The sequence below is a fragment of the Yersinia nurmii genome, from assembly GCF_001112925.1.
Lineage (GTDB): Bacteria > Pseudomonadota > Gammaproteobacteria > Enterobacterales > Enterobacteriaceae > Yersinia > Yersinia nurmii.
Map to the genome: position 1 here is coordinate 270,441 of NZ_CPYD01000005.1, position 13,751 is coordinate 284,191.

Sequence of the window (13,751 nt, forward strand, 5' to 3'; positions counted from 1 at the left end):
ACTGCCGATCGTTACTGCGGGATACATTCAAGTTTAGCAAAACAATCAGCCTGAATTGCAGCCATATACTGGATATTCATTCAGGTTTTTTTGTGTCATAATTATCCGTTTCGTACTGGCCGTGTCCTTTTTCTGGCGTTGCAACGTGCATTTTTTACATTAGGCTGCACAATAAAAGACACGGTGAGAGGCTCAGTTTAATCCGGGAAATGTTTGTATGGATAATATCGAAGTTCGGGGCGCTCGTACCCATAATCTCAAGAATATCAACCTGATTATCCCGCGCGACAAACTGATTGTTGTCACCGGCCTGTCTGGCTCTGGTAAGTCTTCACTGGCGTTTGATACCTTATACGCCGAAGGCCAGCGCCGTTACGTTGAGTCTCTTTCCGCCTATGCGCGCCAGTTTCTGTCATTGATGGAAAAACCGGACGTTGACCATATCGAAGGTCTGTCTCCGGCCATTTCTATCGAACAAAAATCTACGTCTCATAACCCGCGATCCACCGTCGGAACCATTACCGAAATTCACGATTACCTGCGCTTGCTGTTCGCTCGCGTAGGGGAACCGCGCTGTCCGGATCATGATGTTCCGTTGGCGGCACAGACCGTCAGCCAAATGGTTGATAACGTGCTAGCACAGCCGGAAGGTCGTCGTCTAATGTTACTGGCTCCGGTGGTGCAGGATCGTAAAGGCGAGCACACCAAAACGCTGGAAAACCTGGCGACGCAAGGCTATATCCGCGCGCGCATCGACGGCGAGGTTTGCGATCTTTCGGATCCGCCGAAGCTGGAACTACAGAAAAAGCACACTATTGAAGTGGTCGTGGATCGCTTTAAAGTACGGGAAGATCTGGCTCAGCGTCTGGCAGAATCCTTTGAAACGGCGCTGGAGCTCTCCGGCGGCACCGCGATCGTGGCCGATATGGACGATGCAAACGCCGAAGAACTGCTGTTCTCCGCCAATTTTGCCTGCCCAATCTGTGGCTACAGCATGAGCGAGCTGGAACCGCGTCTGTTCTCCTTTAACAACCCGGCCGGTGCTTGCCCGACCTGCGATGGCTTAGGCGTACAACAATTCTTCGATCCGGATCGCGTGCTACAAAACCCTGAGCTCTCGCTGGCTGGCGGTGCCATTCGCGGTTGGGATCGCCGCAATTTCTATTATTTCCAGATGCTGCGTTCACTGGCAGAGCACTATAAATTTGATATTGAAGCCCCGTTCAATACCCTGAGCGCAGAAACGCAAAAAGCAGTGCTGTACGGCTCCGGCAAAGAAAGTATAGAATTCAAATACATGAACGATCGTGGCGATACCACGATACGCCGTCATCCGTTTGAAGGCGTGTTACACAACATGGAACGCCGTTATAAAGAAACGGAATCCAGCGCAGTGCGGGAAGAACTGGCGAAATTTATCAGCAACCGCTCTTGTACTTCTTGCCACGGCACTCGCTTACGTAAAGAAGCGCGCTATGTATTTGTGGAAAACACCACGCTGCCTGAAATTTCCGAATTAAGCATCGGCCACGCTCTAACCTTCTTCCAGAATATGAAACTCAGCGGCCAACGCGCCCAAATTGCGGAAAAAGTCCTGAAAGAGATCGGCGACCGGCTAAAGTTTTTAGTCAACGTCGGTCTAAACTACCTTTCCTTATCACGTTCCGCCGATACGCTGTCCGGCGGCGAAGCTCAGCGAATTCGCTTAGCTAGCCAGATTGGGGCCGGTTTAGTCGGGGTCATGTATGTGCTGGATGAACCGTCCATCGGCTTGCATCAGCGAGACAACGAACGCCTGCTGGAAACATTGATTCACCTACGCAATCTGGGCAATACCGTCATTGTGGTCGAACATGACGAAGATGCGATTCGCGCCGCAGATCATGTGATTGATATCGGCCCAGGCGCTGGCGTTCACGGTGGGCAAGTGGTGGCAGAAGGAACCGTCGATGACATTATGGCGGCGCCAGAATCCTTAACCGGTCAGTTCCTTAGCGGAAAGCGGGAAATTGCGGTTCCAACGCAGCGTGTTCCCGGCGATCCGAGCAAAGTGTTGAAGCTAATCGGCGCTACTGGCAACAACCTGAAAGACGTGACCTTAACTCTGCCGGTTGGCCTGTTTAGCTGTATTACCGGCGTATCCGGTTCGGGCAAATCAACGCTGATTAATGACACTTTGTATTCCATTGCTCAGCGTCAATTAAACGGCGCTACCATTACCGAACCTGCCCCCTACCGTGATATTCAGGGTTTGGAACATTTCGATAAAGTCATAGATATCGATCAAAGTCCTATTGGCCGGACCCCACGTTCCAACCCGGCAACCTATACTGGTATCTTTACACCTGTGCGCGAATTATTCGCCGGGGTTCCTGAATCTCGCACCCGCGGCTATAACCCAGGTCGTTTCAGTTTTAACGTGAAAGGTGGGCGCTGCGAAGCCTGCCAGGGCGATGGCGTCATTAAGGTAGAAATGCACTTCCTGCCAGATATTTACGTCCCTTGCGATCAGTGCAAAGGTAAACGCTATAACCGTGAAACGCTGGAAGTGAAATATAAAGGCAAAAATATTCACGAAGTATTGGAAATGACCATCGAAGAAGCGCGGGAGTTCTTTGATGCAGTGCCTGCGCTGGCGCGTAAGCTGCAAACCCTGATTGACGTTGGGCTATCCTATATTTGTCTGGGGCAATCGGCGACGACGCTGTCCGGCGGCGAAGCGCAGCGAGTGAAACTGTCGCGCGAGCTATCCAAACGTGGTACAGGGCAAACCCTGTATATTCTTGATGAACCGACTACCGGCCTGCATTTTGCCGATATTCAGCAATTATTGGCGGTCTTGCACCAGCTGCGCGATCAGGGCAATACCATCGTGGTGATTGAGCATAATCTGGACGTGATTAAAACCGCAGACTGGATTGTGGATCTTGGCCCGGAAGGTGGCAGCGGCGGCGGTGAGATTTTAGTATCAGGTACACCGGAAACCGTTGCTGAGTGCGAAGCTTCTCATACCGCGCGTTTCCTGAAGCCACTTTTAGTGCGTAAATAAAAGCACAATATTGGTCTATCGGGGGGCGAGTTCATCGCCTCCCGCTCTGCTTACTCTCTAAGATCAGGCGCGCAATTCTTGCCGAATCTGTTCTGATAAACCTTGTAATACCAATTGATAAGAACCATCAATCAACGCATAGAATTGAGAGTTTGGCAGCTTTCCATCCAGAAACACCGTGTTCCAGTGCGCTTTGTTCAAGTGATCACTCGGCACGATCTCCGGATGTTTTCCACGCAGTTGTTCTGCTAATTCCGGACTACTTTTCAATGAAATAGCGGGACGCCCCTGTACCTCGCTGACCATGGCAAACATCACATCGCCAACCTTAATCTGATTCGCCTGCCACTCTTCATGATCGCTTTGTTCCGCTCCCGGTTTAGACATACAGTATTCGAGTAATGCCGAATTATTCATTCGCTTATCTCCTGTTATCTGGCTGCATTCAGCCATAAAAACCGACTATTCTAAAGACGGATTTCCTCAAAATAATAGCCAGAAAGCATTAGGTTTTCGCTGTCCGGTTTTCTGATCATGCAGTAATGCCGTGAGATTTACTGTGAGCGATAGATAGTCCTGACATTAATGATGATACCTATTATCAGTATATTCTTTAATCACCCCATCACAACCTACGCATCAGGAATAGGCCATCACCTTCGGTTCCTCAATAGAAAAGGGCGATATCTCTATCGCCCTTAGGTACCCAACACAATCACATCAACGAAAATTCAGTCGTCATCTGTTGAGCATTTAAACAAAACGGATTTACTGCACGGCGGCAAACGCTGCAGCTACCTGTTGAACATTTTGGTGATTAACCCCAGCCATGCACATACGGCCACTCGCGATCAGGTAAACACCGAATTCTTCTCGCAGACGATCCACCTGCTGTTCAGTAAAACCGGTATAGCTAAACATGCCGCGTTGAGTCAGGAGATAATCGAAGTTACGCTGCGGCAGCGCTACTTTCAGCGCCGCGACTAGAGTGTTACGCATTTCCAGAATACGGGTGCGCATTTGCTCGACTTCATTGCGCCACTGGCTGCTTAACTCTGAATCATTCAATACTTTAGCCACAACCTGCGCACCAAAGTTCGGTGGACTGGAATAGTTGCGGCGTACAGTAGCTTTGAGCTGCCCCAGCACGCGTCCTGCGGCCTCTTCGCTTTCACATACTACGGATAAGCCGCCAACGCGCTCGCCGTACATTGAGAAAATTTTAGAAAAAGAGTTGCTGACTAAGCACGGCAAACCTTCCGCAGCCATCTGACGAATGGCATAAGCATCTTCATTCAGGCCAGCACCAAAACCTTGATAAGCAATATCGAGGAATGGGATCAGTTCCCGCGCTTTGACGATCCTAATGATCTGATCCCACTGATCGTTAGTCAGATCCGAGCCGGTTGGATTATGGCAGCATGGATGTAACAGCACGATACTTCTTGCCGGTAACTGCTGCAAAGTGGCTGACATTGCGTCGAAATTAACGCTTAACTTTTCATTATCAAAGTACGGATAGGTGTTCACCTTAAAGCCCGCACCGCTGAAAATGGCAATATGATTTTCCCAAGTTGGATCGCTGACCCACACTTGAGAATTCGGGAAGTAGTGGTACAGGAAATCAGCCCCTACATTCAACGCGCCAGATCCCCCTACGGTTTGAATAGTGGCAACGCGACTTTGTTCCAGCATCGGGTGATCTTGTCCAAACAGCAAATGCTGAATAGCAGAACGATAAGCCTGTAAACCTTCCATCGGTAAATAGACCGACGCAGCCTGTGGCTGAGCACTCATTTGCGCTTCCGCTGTGGCTACCGCCTGCAATTGTGGGATCACGCCCTGAGCATCGTAATAAAGCCCAATACTCAGGTTAACTTTATGATCTCTGGTATCGGCTTTAAAACTTTCCATCAGCGAAAGGATGGGATCACCTGCATAGGCATCTACATTCTGGAACACGGCATGACTCTCCTTGATTGGGTGCAACCAAAATAGCACTAACTTACCCTACCCGGCTACTCAGGAATAAAAGCATGTACTGAAAGTAACAAATAGCGTTACCTTATGTTTTATAGGGTAATTATCAGGATTTTCTCTCTAAAAATTCAGGAATGAGAAAATAAAAATCAGTGGGGAATATTCGGCTATGACTAAAACGAAGAAGGCGCACATATCGCTATGCCGCGCCTTCAGATGGCTTGCTAAATCATGCTCGGTGAAGCTACTCGCCGATATATTCCATTGATACGCGAGGTGTTAGCTTGGTAATCAATTCATAAGCGCTGATACCGGTAGCGATAGCCACTTTTTCCACTGGCAAATCCGCTCCCCACAGCTCCACTTCATCACCAACTTTATCCATAGAGTCCGGGCCGAGATCGACAGAAATCATATCCATAGAAACTCTTCCAACGAGCGGGACTTCGCGGCCATTCACCCACACAGGCGTGCCAGACGGCGCGCTACGCGGATAGCCATCACCGTAGCCCATCGCCACTACGCCTAAGCGCGTATCCCGCGGACTGATCCAAGTTCCACCGTAGCCAACCGGTTCACCGGTTTTATGCTCGCGTACCGCAATCAGGCTGGATTTCAGCGTCATCACAGGTTGCAGACCAAAATCGGCCCCGGTTTGCTGCTCCATCGGGGAAACTCCATACAATATAATTCCTGGACGAACCCAATCGCGATGGGATTCTGGCCACAGCAAGATTCCGCCGGAAGCAGCAATCGACTGTTTACCCGGTTTCCCGGTGGCAAACTCATCAAGGCACTGAATTTGTAGTGTTGTTGCCGAGTTTTCCGGTTCATCCGCGCGGCTAAAGTGGCTCATAATATTCACCGGCTGAACCACATTCGAGCAAGCGCTCAGACGCTGATAAAACGCTTCGGCCTCATCCGGACGCACACCCAGACGATGCATGCCGGTATCCAGTTTCATCCAGACATTAATCGGATAAGGTAAATCTGCCTGTTCTAATGCTTCCAATTGCTCAACGCTGTGGATGGCCGTTTCGATATGATTGACCACTAATACCGGTAAATCCTCAGCGGAAAAGAAACCTTCCAGCAATAAGATAGGTTTCACAATCCCACCGGAGCGCAGCATAAGTGCCTCTCCGATACGAGCGACGCCATAACAATCAGCATCTTGTAACGTGTGCGCTGTTTCTAACAGCCCGTGGCCATAAGCGTTTGCTTTCACAACGGCAATCAGGCGGCTTTGCGGCGCCAAACGCCGAACCTGTTGCAAGTTATGTCGCAGAGCGCGGCGGTCGATGACTGCGGTTGCCGCTTTCATTTTCTATCCTTAATTATCAATATGTACCCAAGAAAATTGGAGCTTCGGGTCAATTGAAGACGAACCACCCAATAAGCTGATTTAAGCAAGAAATTTAGGTGCGCAAATCTTAACCAACTGCCTTAAAACGCCAGATTCGCTGGGGATTATTCGTCGTCGTATTGCGGACCGGCATAATTATCAAAGCGCGACCACTGACCGTTAAAGGTCAGACGAACCGAACCGATCGGGCCATTACGTTGTTTACCCAAAATGATTTCTGCGATGCCCTTCATATCGCTATTTTCGTGATAAACCTCATCGCGATAAATAAACATGATCAAGTCGGCATCCTGCTCAATCGAGCCAGATTCACGTAAGTCGGAGTTCACCGGCCGCTTATCGGCACGCTGCTCCAAGCTTCGGTTAAGCTGAGAAAGCGCCACCACCGGTACCTGAAGTTCTTTCGCCAACGCCTTGAGGGAACGAGAAATTTCCGCAATTTCCAAAGTACGGTTATCAGAAAGCGCGGGTACCCGCATCAATTGCAGGTAGTCAATCATAATCATGCTCAGGCCACCGTTTTCACGGTAAATTCGCCGCGCTCGCGAGCGCACTTCCGTCGGCGTCAGGCCCGAAGAGTCATCAATATACATATTGCGTTTTTCCAGCAGAATACCCATGGTGCTGGAAATACGAGCCCAATCCTCATCATCCAACTGACCGGTACGAATACGGGTCTGATCGACGCGAGACAGGGACGCGAGCATACGCATCATAATCTGGTTTCCGGGCATCTCCAGACTGAAGATAAGCACCGGTTTGTCCTGCATCATCGCCGCATTTTCGCAAAGGTTCATGGCGAAAGTGGTTTTACCCATCGACGGACGCGCCGCCACGATGATCAAATCTGATTTCTGTAAACCGGCGGTTTTCTTATCCAAATCCTGATAGCCGGTAGAAACGCCGGTCACGCCATCGTGCGGACGCTGATAAAGTTGCTCAATACGCGCAACGGTATCTTCCAGAATCCGGTCGATACTTTTCGGCCCTTCGTCTTTATTGACGCGGTTTTCCGCAATCTGGAATACCTTGGATTCGGCCAGATCCAATAGATCTTCACTGGTACGCCCTTGAGGATCGTAACCGGCATCAGCGATCTCATTCGCGACCGAAATCATTTCGCGTACGACTGCACGTTCACGAACAATATCGGCATAAGCGCCGATGTTTGCCGCACTGGGGGTGTTTTTTGACAACTCGGCCAGATAAGCAAAACCGCCAACGGACTCCAGATCCCCTTTCTGTTCCAATGATTCGGAAAGAGTGATCAAGTCGATCGGCTTGCTCATTTCCAGCAAGCGTTGCATTTCAGTAAAGATCCGGCGATGAGGGCGACTGAAGAAATCGTTACTGGTAACACGTTCGGAAACGTTGTCCCAGCGTTCGTTATCCAGCATCAAACCGCCCAACACGGACTGCTCCGCCTCCAGCGAATGAGGCGGGAGTTTAAGCCCTTCCATCTGGCGGTCTCGTGGCTCTGTCGTATTGTTGGTTGGTTTTTTTCCTGCCATGAAGAGTGTTCTTTACCCGGTTGAGAATAGAAAATATAACGACCCAGTATACGCGATGATAGGCAGCGAGTAATTATATACCCGTTGAATTAGCTATCGCATATCGGTATTAGCCTCAAGGTTATAAAGGTGGAACCGCCCACATCTTAGCTGTAGGGTTAAATGACTTCCATTATGAGGATTTCACATGGCCAAGCGTATTCAGTTTTCCACAACCGGCGATCCCGATGTGTTGCAATACATTGATTTTAATCCAAAAAATCCGGAAGAACATGAAGTTCAGGTGGAAAATAAAGCCATCGGCATTAACTATATTGATACTTACATCCGCAGCGGTTTATACCCGCCAGCCCAGCTTCCAAGCGGCTTGGGAACCGAAGGGGCGGGAGTGATCAAAAAGGTTGGCTCGGCGGTGAGCACGTTAAAAGTCGGTGATCGCGTGGTGTATGCGCAATCAGCCCTCGGTGCTTACAGTGAAATTCATAATGTTCCAGCCGAAAAGATCGCTCTGTTGCCAGATAACATTTCTTTTCAACAAGCAGCGGCCTCATTTCTGAAAGGGTTGACGGTGCAATATTTGCTACGTCAAACCTACGAAATCAAACCAGGAGAAATCTTCCTATTTCACGCTGCCGCCGGTGGCGTTGGGCTGATTGCCTGCCAATGGGCAAAAGCGCTGGGAGCCAGACTGATTGGAACCGTAGGCTCTGACGAAAAAGCCGAGTTGGCGAAAGCGGCAGGAGCCTGGGCCACAATAAACTACGCTAAAGAAAATATTGCACAGCGGGTTATCGAGCTAACCCAGGGGGAAAAAGTAAAGGTTGTTTATGATTCCGTCGGAAAAAACACCTGGCTTGATTCACTCAGCAGCCTGCAAAAGCGCGGCTTACTCGTCAGTTTCGGTAACGCTTCCGGCCCGGTTACCGGCGTTGATTTAGGTATTCTCAACCAGAAAGGCGGACTTTATGTTACTCGGCCATCGCTAAATTGGTATGTGACCAATCGGCAGGAACTTGAGCAGGCCAGCAACGAGCTATTCTCACTGATTGCCTGCGGTGCCATTAACGTCGATGTCGCACCAGAGCAGCAGTTCCCACTGAGCCAAGCCCAACGGGCGCACCAGACGCTGGAAAGCAGGAAAACCATCGGCTCCAGTCTTCTCATTCCTGGAAGCTAACGATTAGCTGACATTTATTTTCGGCAGTTATCCTGATTTCAGCCAGTAAAAAAGGGTTCCCGCAAAGGAACCCTTTTTTATAACGCATTGATACAGTGTAGGGGTACAGCAGTGTATTCCGTCGGAAAAGAGTGCGGCTTATGCCACTATTGTTATTCCCAGCGGAGATGAAAATATTGATACAAGAAACTATCGATTCGCATCCTAGCAGCCTGTTCAGGCAAAAAAAACGCTTTAACCGCAAATTAGCGGATAAATGTTTCAAGCTGTGATCACAACCGCAAAACATCTGTTCAACTTATCTTCAGTTGCATTTATTTCATGTAGTTTACACAAGAAAAACTTATCTTAACGTTTTGTTCTTTCTGCAATTTAGCCGACAGACGCCGATCAATATTCCATCAATTATATTAATAACGACGAATAGTCGGACTCTGCATAGCGCGCCAGATCCATACGATTGCAACGGCTAAAATCAGCCACGGTAATAACTTAATCATCATCACAAATAACCCGCCGACCATCATAAAAGCAGCCGCAACCAGCAAAGCACCTAAAATACCCAGCAGGGAAATACCGGTTACCATCAACATGATGAAAAAACCGATAACAAAGAAAATCTCTAACATGGTTGGCTCCTTAAGAATTGTTATCATCCAAAATATTGGATAATACTGATTGAGTACTACAAGAAGCGTGCCAGCTTATAGATAATGGCTAATTAACTGAATTAAATAGAGATGTGTCATTTTAGCCCGCTAAATCACATAGCGGACTTGGTCATTTTGACTAACTTATAGTGAATTATGTTGAGGCTGTTTCACTAAAGATAAGGCTTTCTCTACCACAGAGACATCGGCGCCGGGCTTATGAGCATTTTCGCTCAAATGGCGGCGCCACTGACGCGCACCGGGAATGCCCTGAAATATGCCCAAAATATGTCGGGTGATATGGCCTAAATAAGCCCCACGCGATAATTCTTGCTCAATGTAGGGGTAGAGAGCCTCTACCGCAGCCACACTATCCGTAATCGCCGCCTGCGGATCGAAGAGTTCGCGGTCTACCTGCGTCAAAATACTCGGATTCTGATATGCCTCGCGGCCAATCATCACGCCATCGAGATATTTGAGGTGTTCTTTCGCTTCATCCAACGTTTTCACGCCGCCGTTGATACCGATAGTCAACTCGGGAAAATCACGCTTTAACTGATAAACTCGTGGATAATCCAGAGGTGGTACTTCACGGTTTTCCTTCGGACTCAAACCGGATAACCAGGCTTTACGCGCATGAATAGTAAACATATCGCAACCGCCCTGCTCTGAGACTTTCTGCACGAAATCACACAAAAACTCGTAGCTGTCTTGATCGTCAATGCCGATTCGGGTTTTAACCGTCACCGGTATGGAAACCACATCGCGCATCGCTTTAACACAATCGGCAACCAGCTCCGCTTCCCCCATCAAACAGGCACCAAAGCGACCATTTTGTACCCGATCGGAAGGGCAACCAACATTCAGGTTAATTTCGTTATAACCACGCTGTTCCGCGAGTTTCGCGCAGTGAGCTAACGCCTGCGGATCGCTGCCGCCCAACTGTAGCGCTACCGGATGATCTTGCTCACTATAAGCCAGATAATCAGCCTTACCGTGGATAATGGCTCCGGTAGTCACCATTTCCGTGTAAAGCAGCGCCTGTTTGGTCAGCAAACGGTGGAAATAGCGGCAGTGACGATCCGTCCAATCGAGCATCGGCGCAACGGAGAAACGTTGTAAGGGGTAGTCTGAATGACCAGTTTGGGCGTGAGTTACAGTCTGATTTTCGTGCATGTGCGGTGAGTTTCATCGGTTGTTATTACGTCAATTCCCCGCTGTTTTGGTTGCATAGCAAATCATCAGTGGGCTGGAAGGCGGGATTATACCATAGAACCTAAGGATGCATTCCAGCGCAATAATCTTGCGGCTTAACCTATTGATCTATGCGGATATGTGATGTGGATAGAGGTAACTCACGGCGACTATCGGCGAACACGCTGAGATATGTTAAAATTGCACAAATAATAATGTTGCGGGACGATTATCATGACTTCAATCAACCAAGAAAAGCTGCTTGCCCAGGCCGAAAGCCTGTGTAAACAACGAAATGTACGGCTGACACCGCAACGTTTGGAAGTTTTGCGTCTGATGGCACAGCAACCGGGCGCAATCAGCGCTTACGATCTGCTGGATTTATTGCGCGTTTCCGAGCCTCAGGCTAAGCCACCGACCGTCTATCGCGCTTTGGATTTTCTTTTAGAACAAGGATTTATTCACAAAGTTGAGTCGGCGAACAGCTATGTGCTGTGCCATCATTTTGAGGAGCCGCTGCACACTTCAGCGCTGTTTATTTGCGATCGCTGCGGTTTGGTAACGGAAAAAACCACCGTTGGTATTGAAGAAGCATTAGCTTTGTTGGCGAAACAATCAGGTTTTGCGTTGCGTCACAGCGTGGTAGAAGCCCACGGCCTTTGCGCCGCGTGCGGCGAAGTCGAAGCCTGTGATAGCCATGAACATTGCGATCACGACCATAGCCTGGTGGCAAAAAGAAAGTAACCTTTGGAAGAAAGTAACCCTGGTGCAAAAAATAATTTCTGTCGTCATACGGCGGCAGAAATAAAATAACAAACGCTTTATCGTCATGAATCACTGTATTAATTAACATTGATTATAACCAACATTGGAAATATTAGCACCTCCTTGTGCTTGCAAGGTATTAATATAGAACATGTAAACTTAATGATATTAAATAATATTTTAATAAATAACTATATTTATAAAATATCGACACATTTAATAACACCGTTGAGGAAGATAAGTTTTATATTCATATATTAATACCGACGCAGGTTACCAGCGATATTTGGTATGGTCTTCCCAAGCTTTCACTTCTTTTTCCGCAGCTTCCTTCTGATAGCCGTATTTTTCCTGAATTTTACCTACCAGCTGTTCGCGTTTCCCTTCGATCACCTTCAGGTCATCATCTGTCAGCTTGCCCCATTTCTCTTTAATTTTCCCTTTAAACTGCTTCCAGTTACCGTCGGCTTGATCTTTATTCATAATATCTCCGTTAACTTTTGTTAGCTCAGTTTATTTGATTCCTATCAATATATAGGCTGATATAATCATCAGTAAATTAATAAGACAGTTTTAAATTAATCATTGTCTTATTCTTACCGTGAAATAACTATAGCAGAGCATTCTGCCGATGGCTAAATTAGCACGATGGAATATTAATAAAATAGAGGGCGCACTGAGAAAGAACAATATTATTTTGTATTTAAATCAGCAAGTAACTCGTTATTATCGGATAGTTCTCAATATTACTAAAAACACGCTCACGTGAGTGATCAACCAATATATATGCCTTCATTTCTGAGGAGATACAGAATTATTTGAGTCGGGGCACACATAATAAAACCCCAATGAAGGGGCTTTATTTAAAGGATAGAATCGATTGCTGTTAACACTAACCTACCGCAGATATAAATACACGATTCGTTAGATCCAGTCGCCATTACGGATAACGCCAACGGCTAAACCTTCGATAGTAAATGTTTGCTCGCGCAGATCGACAACGATGGGCTGAAACTCACTGTTTTCAGGCAGAAGCTGAACAATATTGCCCTGTTTTTTCAGACGTTTAACAGTAACTTCATCATCAATACGCGCCACCACAACCTGCCCATTGCGCACATCTTGAGTTTTATGAACCGCAAGTAAATCACCGTCCAGAATACCGATATCTCTCATAGACATACCGTTAACTCGCAGCAGGAAATCAGCGTTAGGCTTAAACAGCGAAGGATCGACTTTATAGTGACCTTCAATATGCTGCTGCGCTAACAGCGGTTCGCCCGCTGCAACTCGGCCAATCAATGGCAGGCCTTCTTCGTCTTCCATTAATAGGCGAATACCACGAGAAGCGCCGGAGACAATCTCAATCACCCCTTTACGCGCCAACGCCTTTAGATGCTCTTCTGCAGCATTAGGCGAACGGAACCCCAGACGCTGCGCGATCTCGGCACGTGTCGGTGGCATGCCCGTTTGCGAGATGTGATCGCGAACCAAGTCGTAGACCTGTTGCTGTCTGGTAGTAAGTGCTTTCATTCCGCCCCCTGTTTGTTTATACAGTTTAGCTGTGAGTATATACAGCCAAACCCCTATTGGGAACCGAAGAGTGAATAAAAACAGGGATTAATGGCTGTATTGTTCTTCACCACTATTTGCTCTTTCCCTGAACTATGCCAAATTCAAGTATTACCACAGCACAGTAGCCCAAATAAATACCGCCAGCAGAATCGTGATGAGCACTGCGGCGGAGCCCATATCCTTTGCCCGACCTGAAAGTTCATGCAGCTCGCTGCCAATCCGGTCAACGACCGCCTCAATCGCACTGTTGATAATTTCAACTACCACCACTAATACGACAGATCCGATCAATAAAATTCGCTCTATCGCTCCCACATCAAGCCAGAAGGCCAGTATGATAGCGATGACGGCCACCACGGCCTCCTGCCGGAAAGCGGCTTCGTTTTTCCAGGCAGCGGTTAACCCTTTCACAGAATAACCTGCCGCTTTATAGATACGGGTTAGCCCTGTTGATTGATTAGCCATGAGTTATGTACCTTTTTAT

The 13,751-nt window shown here is 48.0% G+C and carries 12 protein-coding genes; 3 read left to right on the forward strand and 9 right to left on the reverse strand.

The window, feature by feature from the left end:
- The first annotated feature begins 217 nt into the window (after positions 1–217).
- Positions 218–3,049, forward strand: coding sequence for an excinuclease ABC subunit UvrA (gene uvrA / locus AD970_RS08885; protein WP_049598033.1), 2,832 nt, complete (start codon positions 218–220; stop codon positions 3,047–3,049).
- 63 nt (positions 3,050–3,112) lie between these two features.
- Here uvrA and AD970_RS08890 read toward each other — a convergent pair whose 3' ends face one another.
- From AD970_RS08890 to dnaB, 4 genes are all read right to left on the reverse strand, one after another.
- Positions 3,113–3,466 carry an MmcQ/YjbR family DNA-binding protein gene (locus tag AD970_RS08890; RefSeq protein WP_049598035.1) on the reverse strand — a complete coding sequence of 118 codons (354 nt, stop codon included), beginning with the start codon at positions 3,464–3,466 and terminating at the stop codon, positions 3,113–3,115.
- A gap of 351 nt (positions 3,467–3,817) precedes the next feature.
- Entirely contained in the window at positions 3,818–5,011 is a 1,194-nt protein-coding gene (locus AD970_RS08895; protein WP_049598036.1) for an amino acid aminotransferase, read from the reverse strand.
- 262 nt (positions 5,012–5,273) lie between these two features.
- Positions 5,274–6,353, reverse strand: coding sequence for an alanine racemase (gene alr / locus AD970_RS08900; protein WP_049598038.1), 1,080 nt, complete (start codon positions 6,351–6,353; stop codon positions 5,274–5,276).
- Positions 6,354–6,499: 146 nt separating this feature from the next.
- The gene (dnaB, locus tag AD970_RS08905) at positions 6,500–7,906 is read right to left on the reverse strand and encodes a replicative DNA helicase (protein WP_049598040.1); all 1,407 of its coding nucleotides are present in this window, start codon (positions 7,904–7,906) and stop codon (positions 6,500–6,502) included.
- Between the two features lie 187 nt (positions 7,907–8,093).
- Here dnaB and AD970_RS08910 point away from each other — a divergent pair, with 187 nt between their 5' ends.
- The gene (locus tag AD970_RS08910) at positions 8,094–9,083 is read left to right on the forward strand and encodes a quinone oxidoreductase (protein WP_049598041.1); all 990 of its coding nucleotides are present in this window, start codon (positions 8,094–8,096) and stop codon (positions 9,081–9,083) included.
- A 410-nt stretch (positions 9,084–9,493) separates the two neighbouring features.
- On the opposite strand, the gene pspG is transcribed toward AD970_RS08910, so the two are convergent.
- Together pspG and dusA are read right to left on the reverse strand one after the other, a co-directional pair.
- A complete protein-coding gene (gene pspG / locus AD970_RS08915; protein WP_049598043.1) occupies positions 9,494–9,712 on the reverse strand; it encodes an envelope stress response protein PspG in 219 nt (72 codons plus the stop codon).
- Between the two features lie 165 nt (positions 9,713–9,877).
- On the reverse strand, positions 9,878–10,909 hold the full coding sequence (gene dusA / locus AD970_RS08920) for a tRNA dihydrouridine(20/20a) synthase DusA (RefSeq protein ID WP_049598045.1): 1,032 nt from the start codon (positions 10,907–10,909) through the stop codon (positions 9,878–9,880).
- Positions 10,910–11,161: 252 nt separating this feature from the next.
- On the opposite strand from dusA, the gene zur reads away from it, so the two are divergent.
- Positions 11,162–11,671 (forward strand): zinc uptake transcriptional repressor Zur, encoded by a 510-nt coding sequence (gene zur / locus AD970_RS08925; RefSeq protein WP_049598047.1) that lies wholly within the window; start codon positions 11,162–11,164, stop codon positions 11,669–11,671.
- Between the two features lie 294 nt (positions 11,672–11,965).
- On the opposite strand, the gene AD970_RS08930 is transcribed toward zur, so the two are convergent.
- The 3 genes from AD970_RS08930 to AD970_RS08940 form a co-directional block, all read right to left on the reverse strand.
- On the reverse strand, positions 11,966–12,175 hold the full coding sequence (locus tag AD970_RS08930) for a CsbD family protein (RefSeq protein WP_049598049.1): 210 nt from the start codon (positions 12,173–12,175) through the stop codon (positions 11,966–11,968).
- Between the two features lie 441 nt (positions 12,176–12,616).
- The gene (gene lexA / locus AD970_RS08935) at positions 12,617–13,225 is read right to left on the reverse strand and encodes a transcriptional repressor LexA (RefSeq protein WP_049598050.1); all 609 of its coding nucleotides are present in this window, start codon (positions 13,223–13,225) and stop codon (positions 12,617–12,619) included.
- A 150-nt stretch (positions 13,226–13,375) separates the two neighbouring features.
- The gene (locus tag AD970_RS08940) at positions 13,376–13,732 is read right to left on the reverse strand and encodes a diacylglycerol kinase (protein ID WP_049598052.1); all 357 of its coding nucleotides are present in this window, start codon (positions 13,730–13,732) and stop codon (positions 13,376–13,378) included.
- Between the last annotated feature and the right edge of the window lie 19 nt (positions 13,733–13,751).

Excerpts from the sequence above, each read along its gene's own strand:
- uvrA (WP_049598033.1), top strand. The coding sequence starts at position 218 with ATGGATAATATCGAAGTTCGGGGCGCTCGTACCCATAATCTCAAGAAT.
- AD970_RS08890 (WP_049598035.1), bottom strand. The coding sequence starts at position 3,466 with ATGAATAATTCGGCATTACTCGAATACTGTATGTCTAAACCGGGAGCG.
- alr (WP_049598038.1), bottom strand. The coding sequence starts at position 6,353 with ATGAAAGCGGCAACCGCAGTCATCGACCGCCGCGCTCTGCGACATAAC.
- dnaB (WP_049598040.1), bottom strand. The coding sequence starts at position 7,906 with ATGGCAGGAAAAAAACCAACCAACAATACGACAGAGCCACGAGACCGC.
- AD970_RS08910 (WP_049598041.1), top strand. The coding sequence starts at position 8,094 with ATGGCCAAGCGTATTCAGTTTTCCACAACCGGCGATCCCGATGTGTTG.
- pspG (WP_049598043.1), bottom strand. The coding sequence starts at position 9,712 with ATGTTAGAGATTTTCTTTGTTATCGGTTTTTTCATCATGTTGATGGTA.
- dusA (WP_049598045.1), bottom strand. The coding sequence starts at position 10,909 with ATGCACGAAAATCAGACTGTAACTCACGCCCAAACTGGTCATTCAGAC.
- zur (WP_049598047.1), top strand. The coding sequence starts at position 11,162 with ATGACTTCAATCAACCAAGAAAAGCTGCTTGCCCAGGCCGAAAGCCTG.
- AD970_RS08930 (WP_049598049.1), bottom strand. The coding sequence starts at position 12,175 with ATGAATAAAGATCAAGCCGACGGTAACTGGAAGCAGTTTAAAGGGAAA.
- lexA (WP_049598050.1), bottom strand. The coding sequence starts at position 13,225 with ATGAAAGCACTTACTACCAGACAGCAACAGGTCTACGACTTGGTTCGC.
- AD970_RS08940 (WP_049598052.1), bottom strand. The coding sequence starts at position 13,732 with ATGGCTAATCAATCAACAGGGCTAACCCGTATCTATAAAGCGGCAGGT.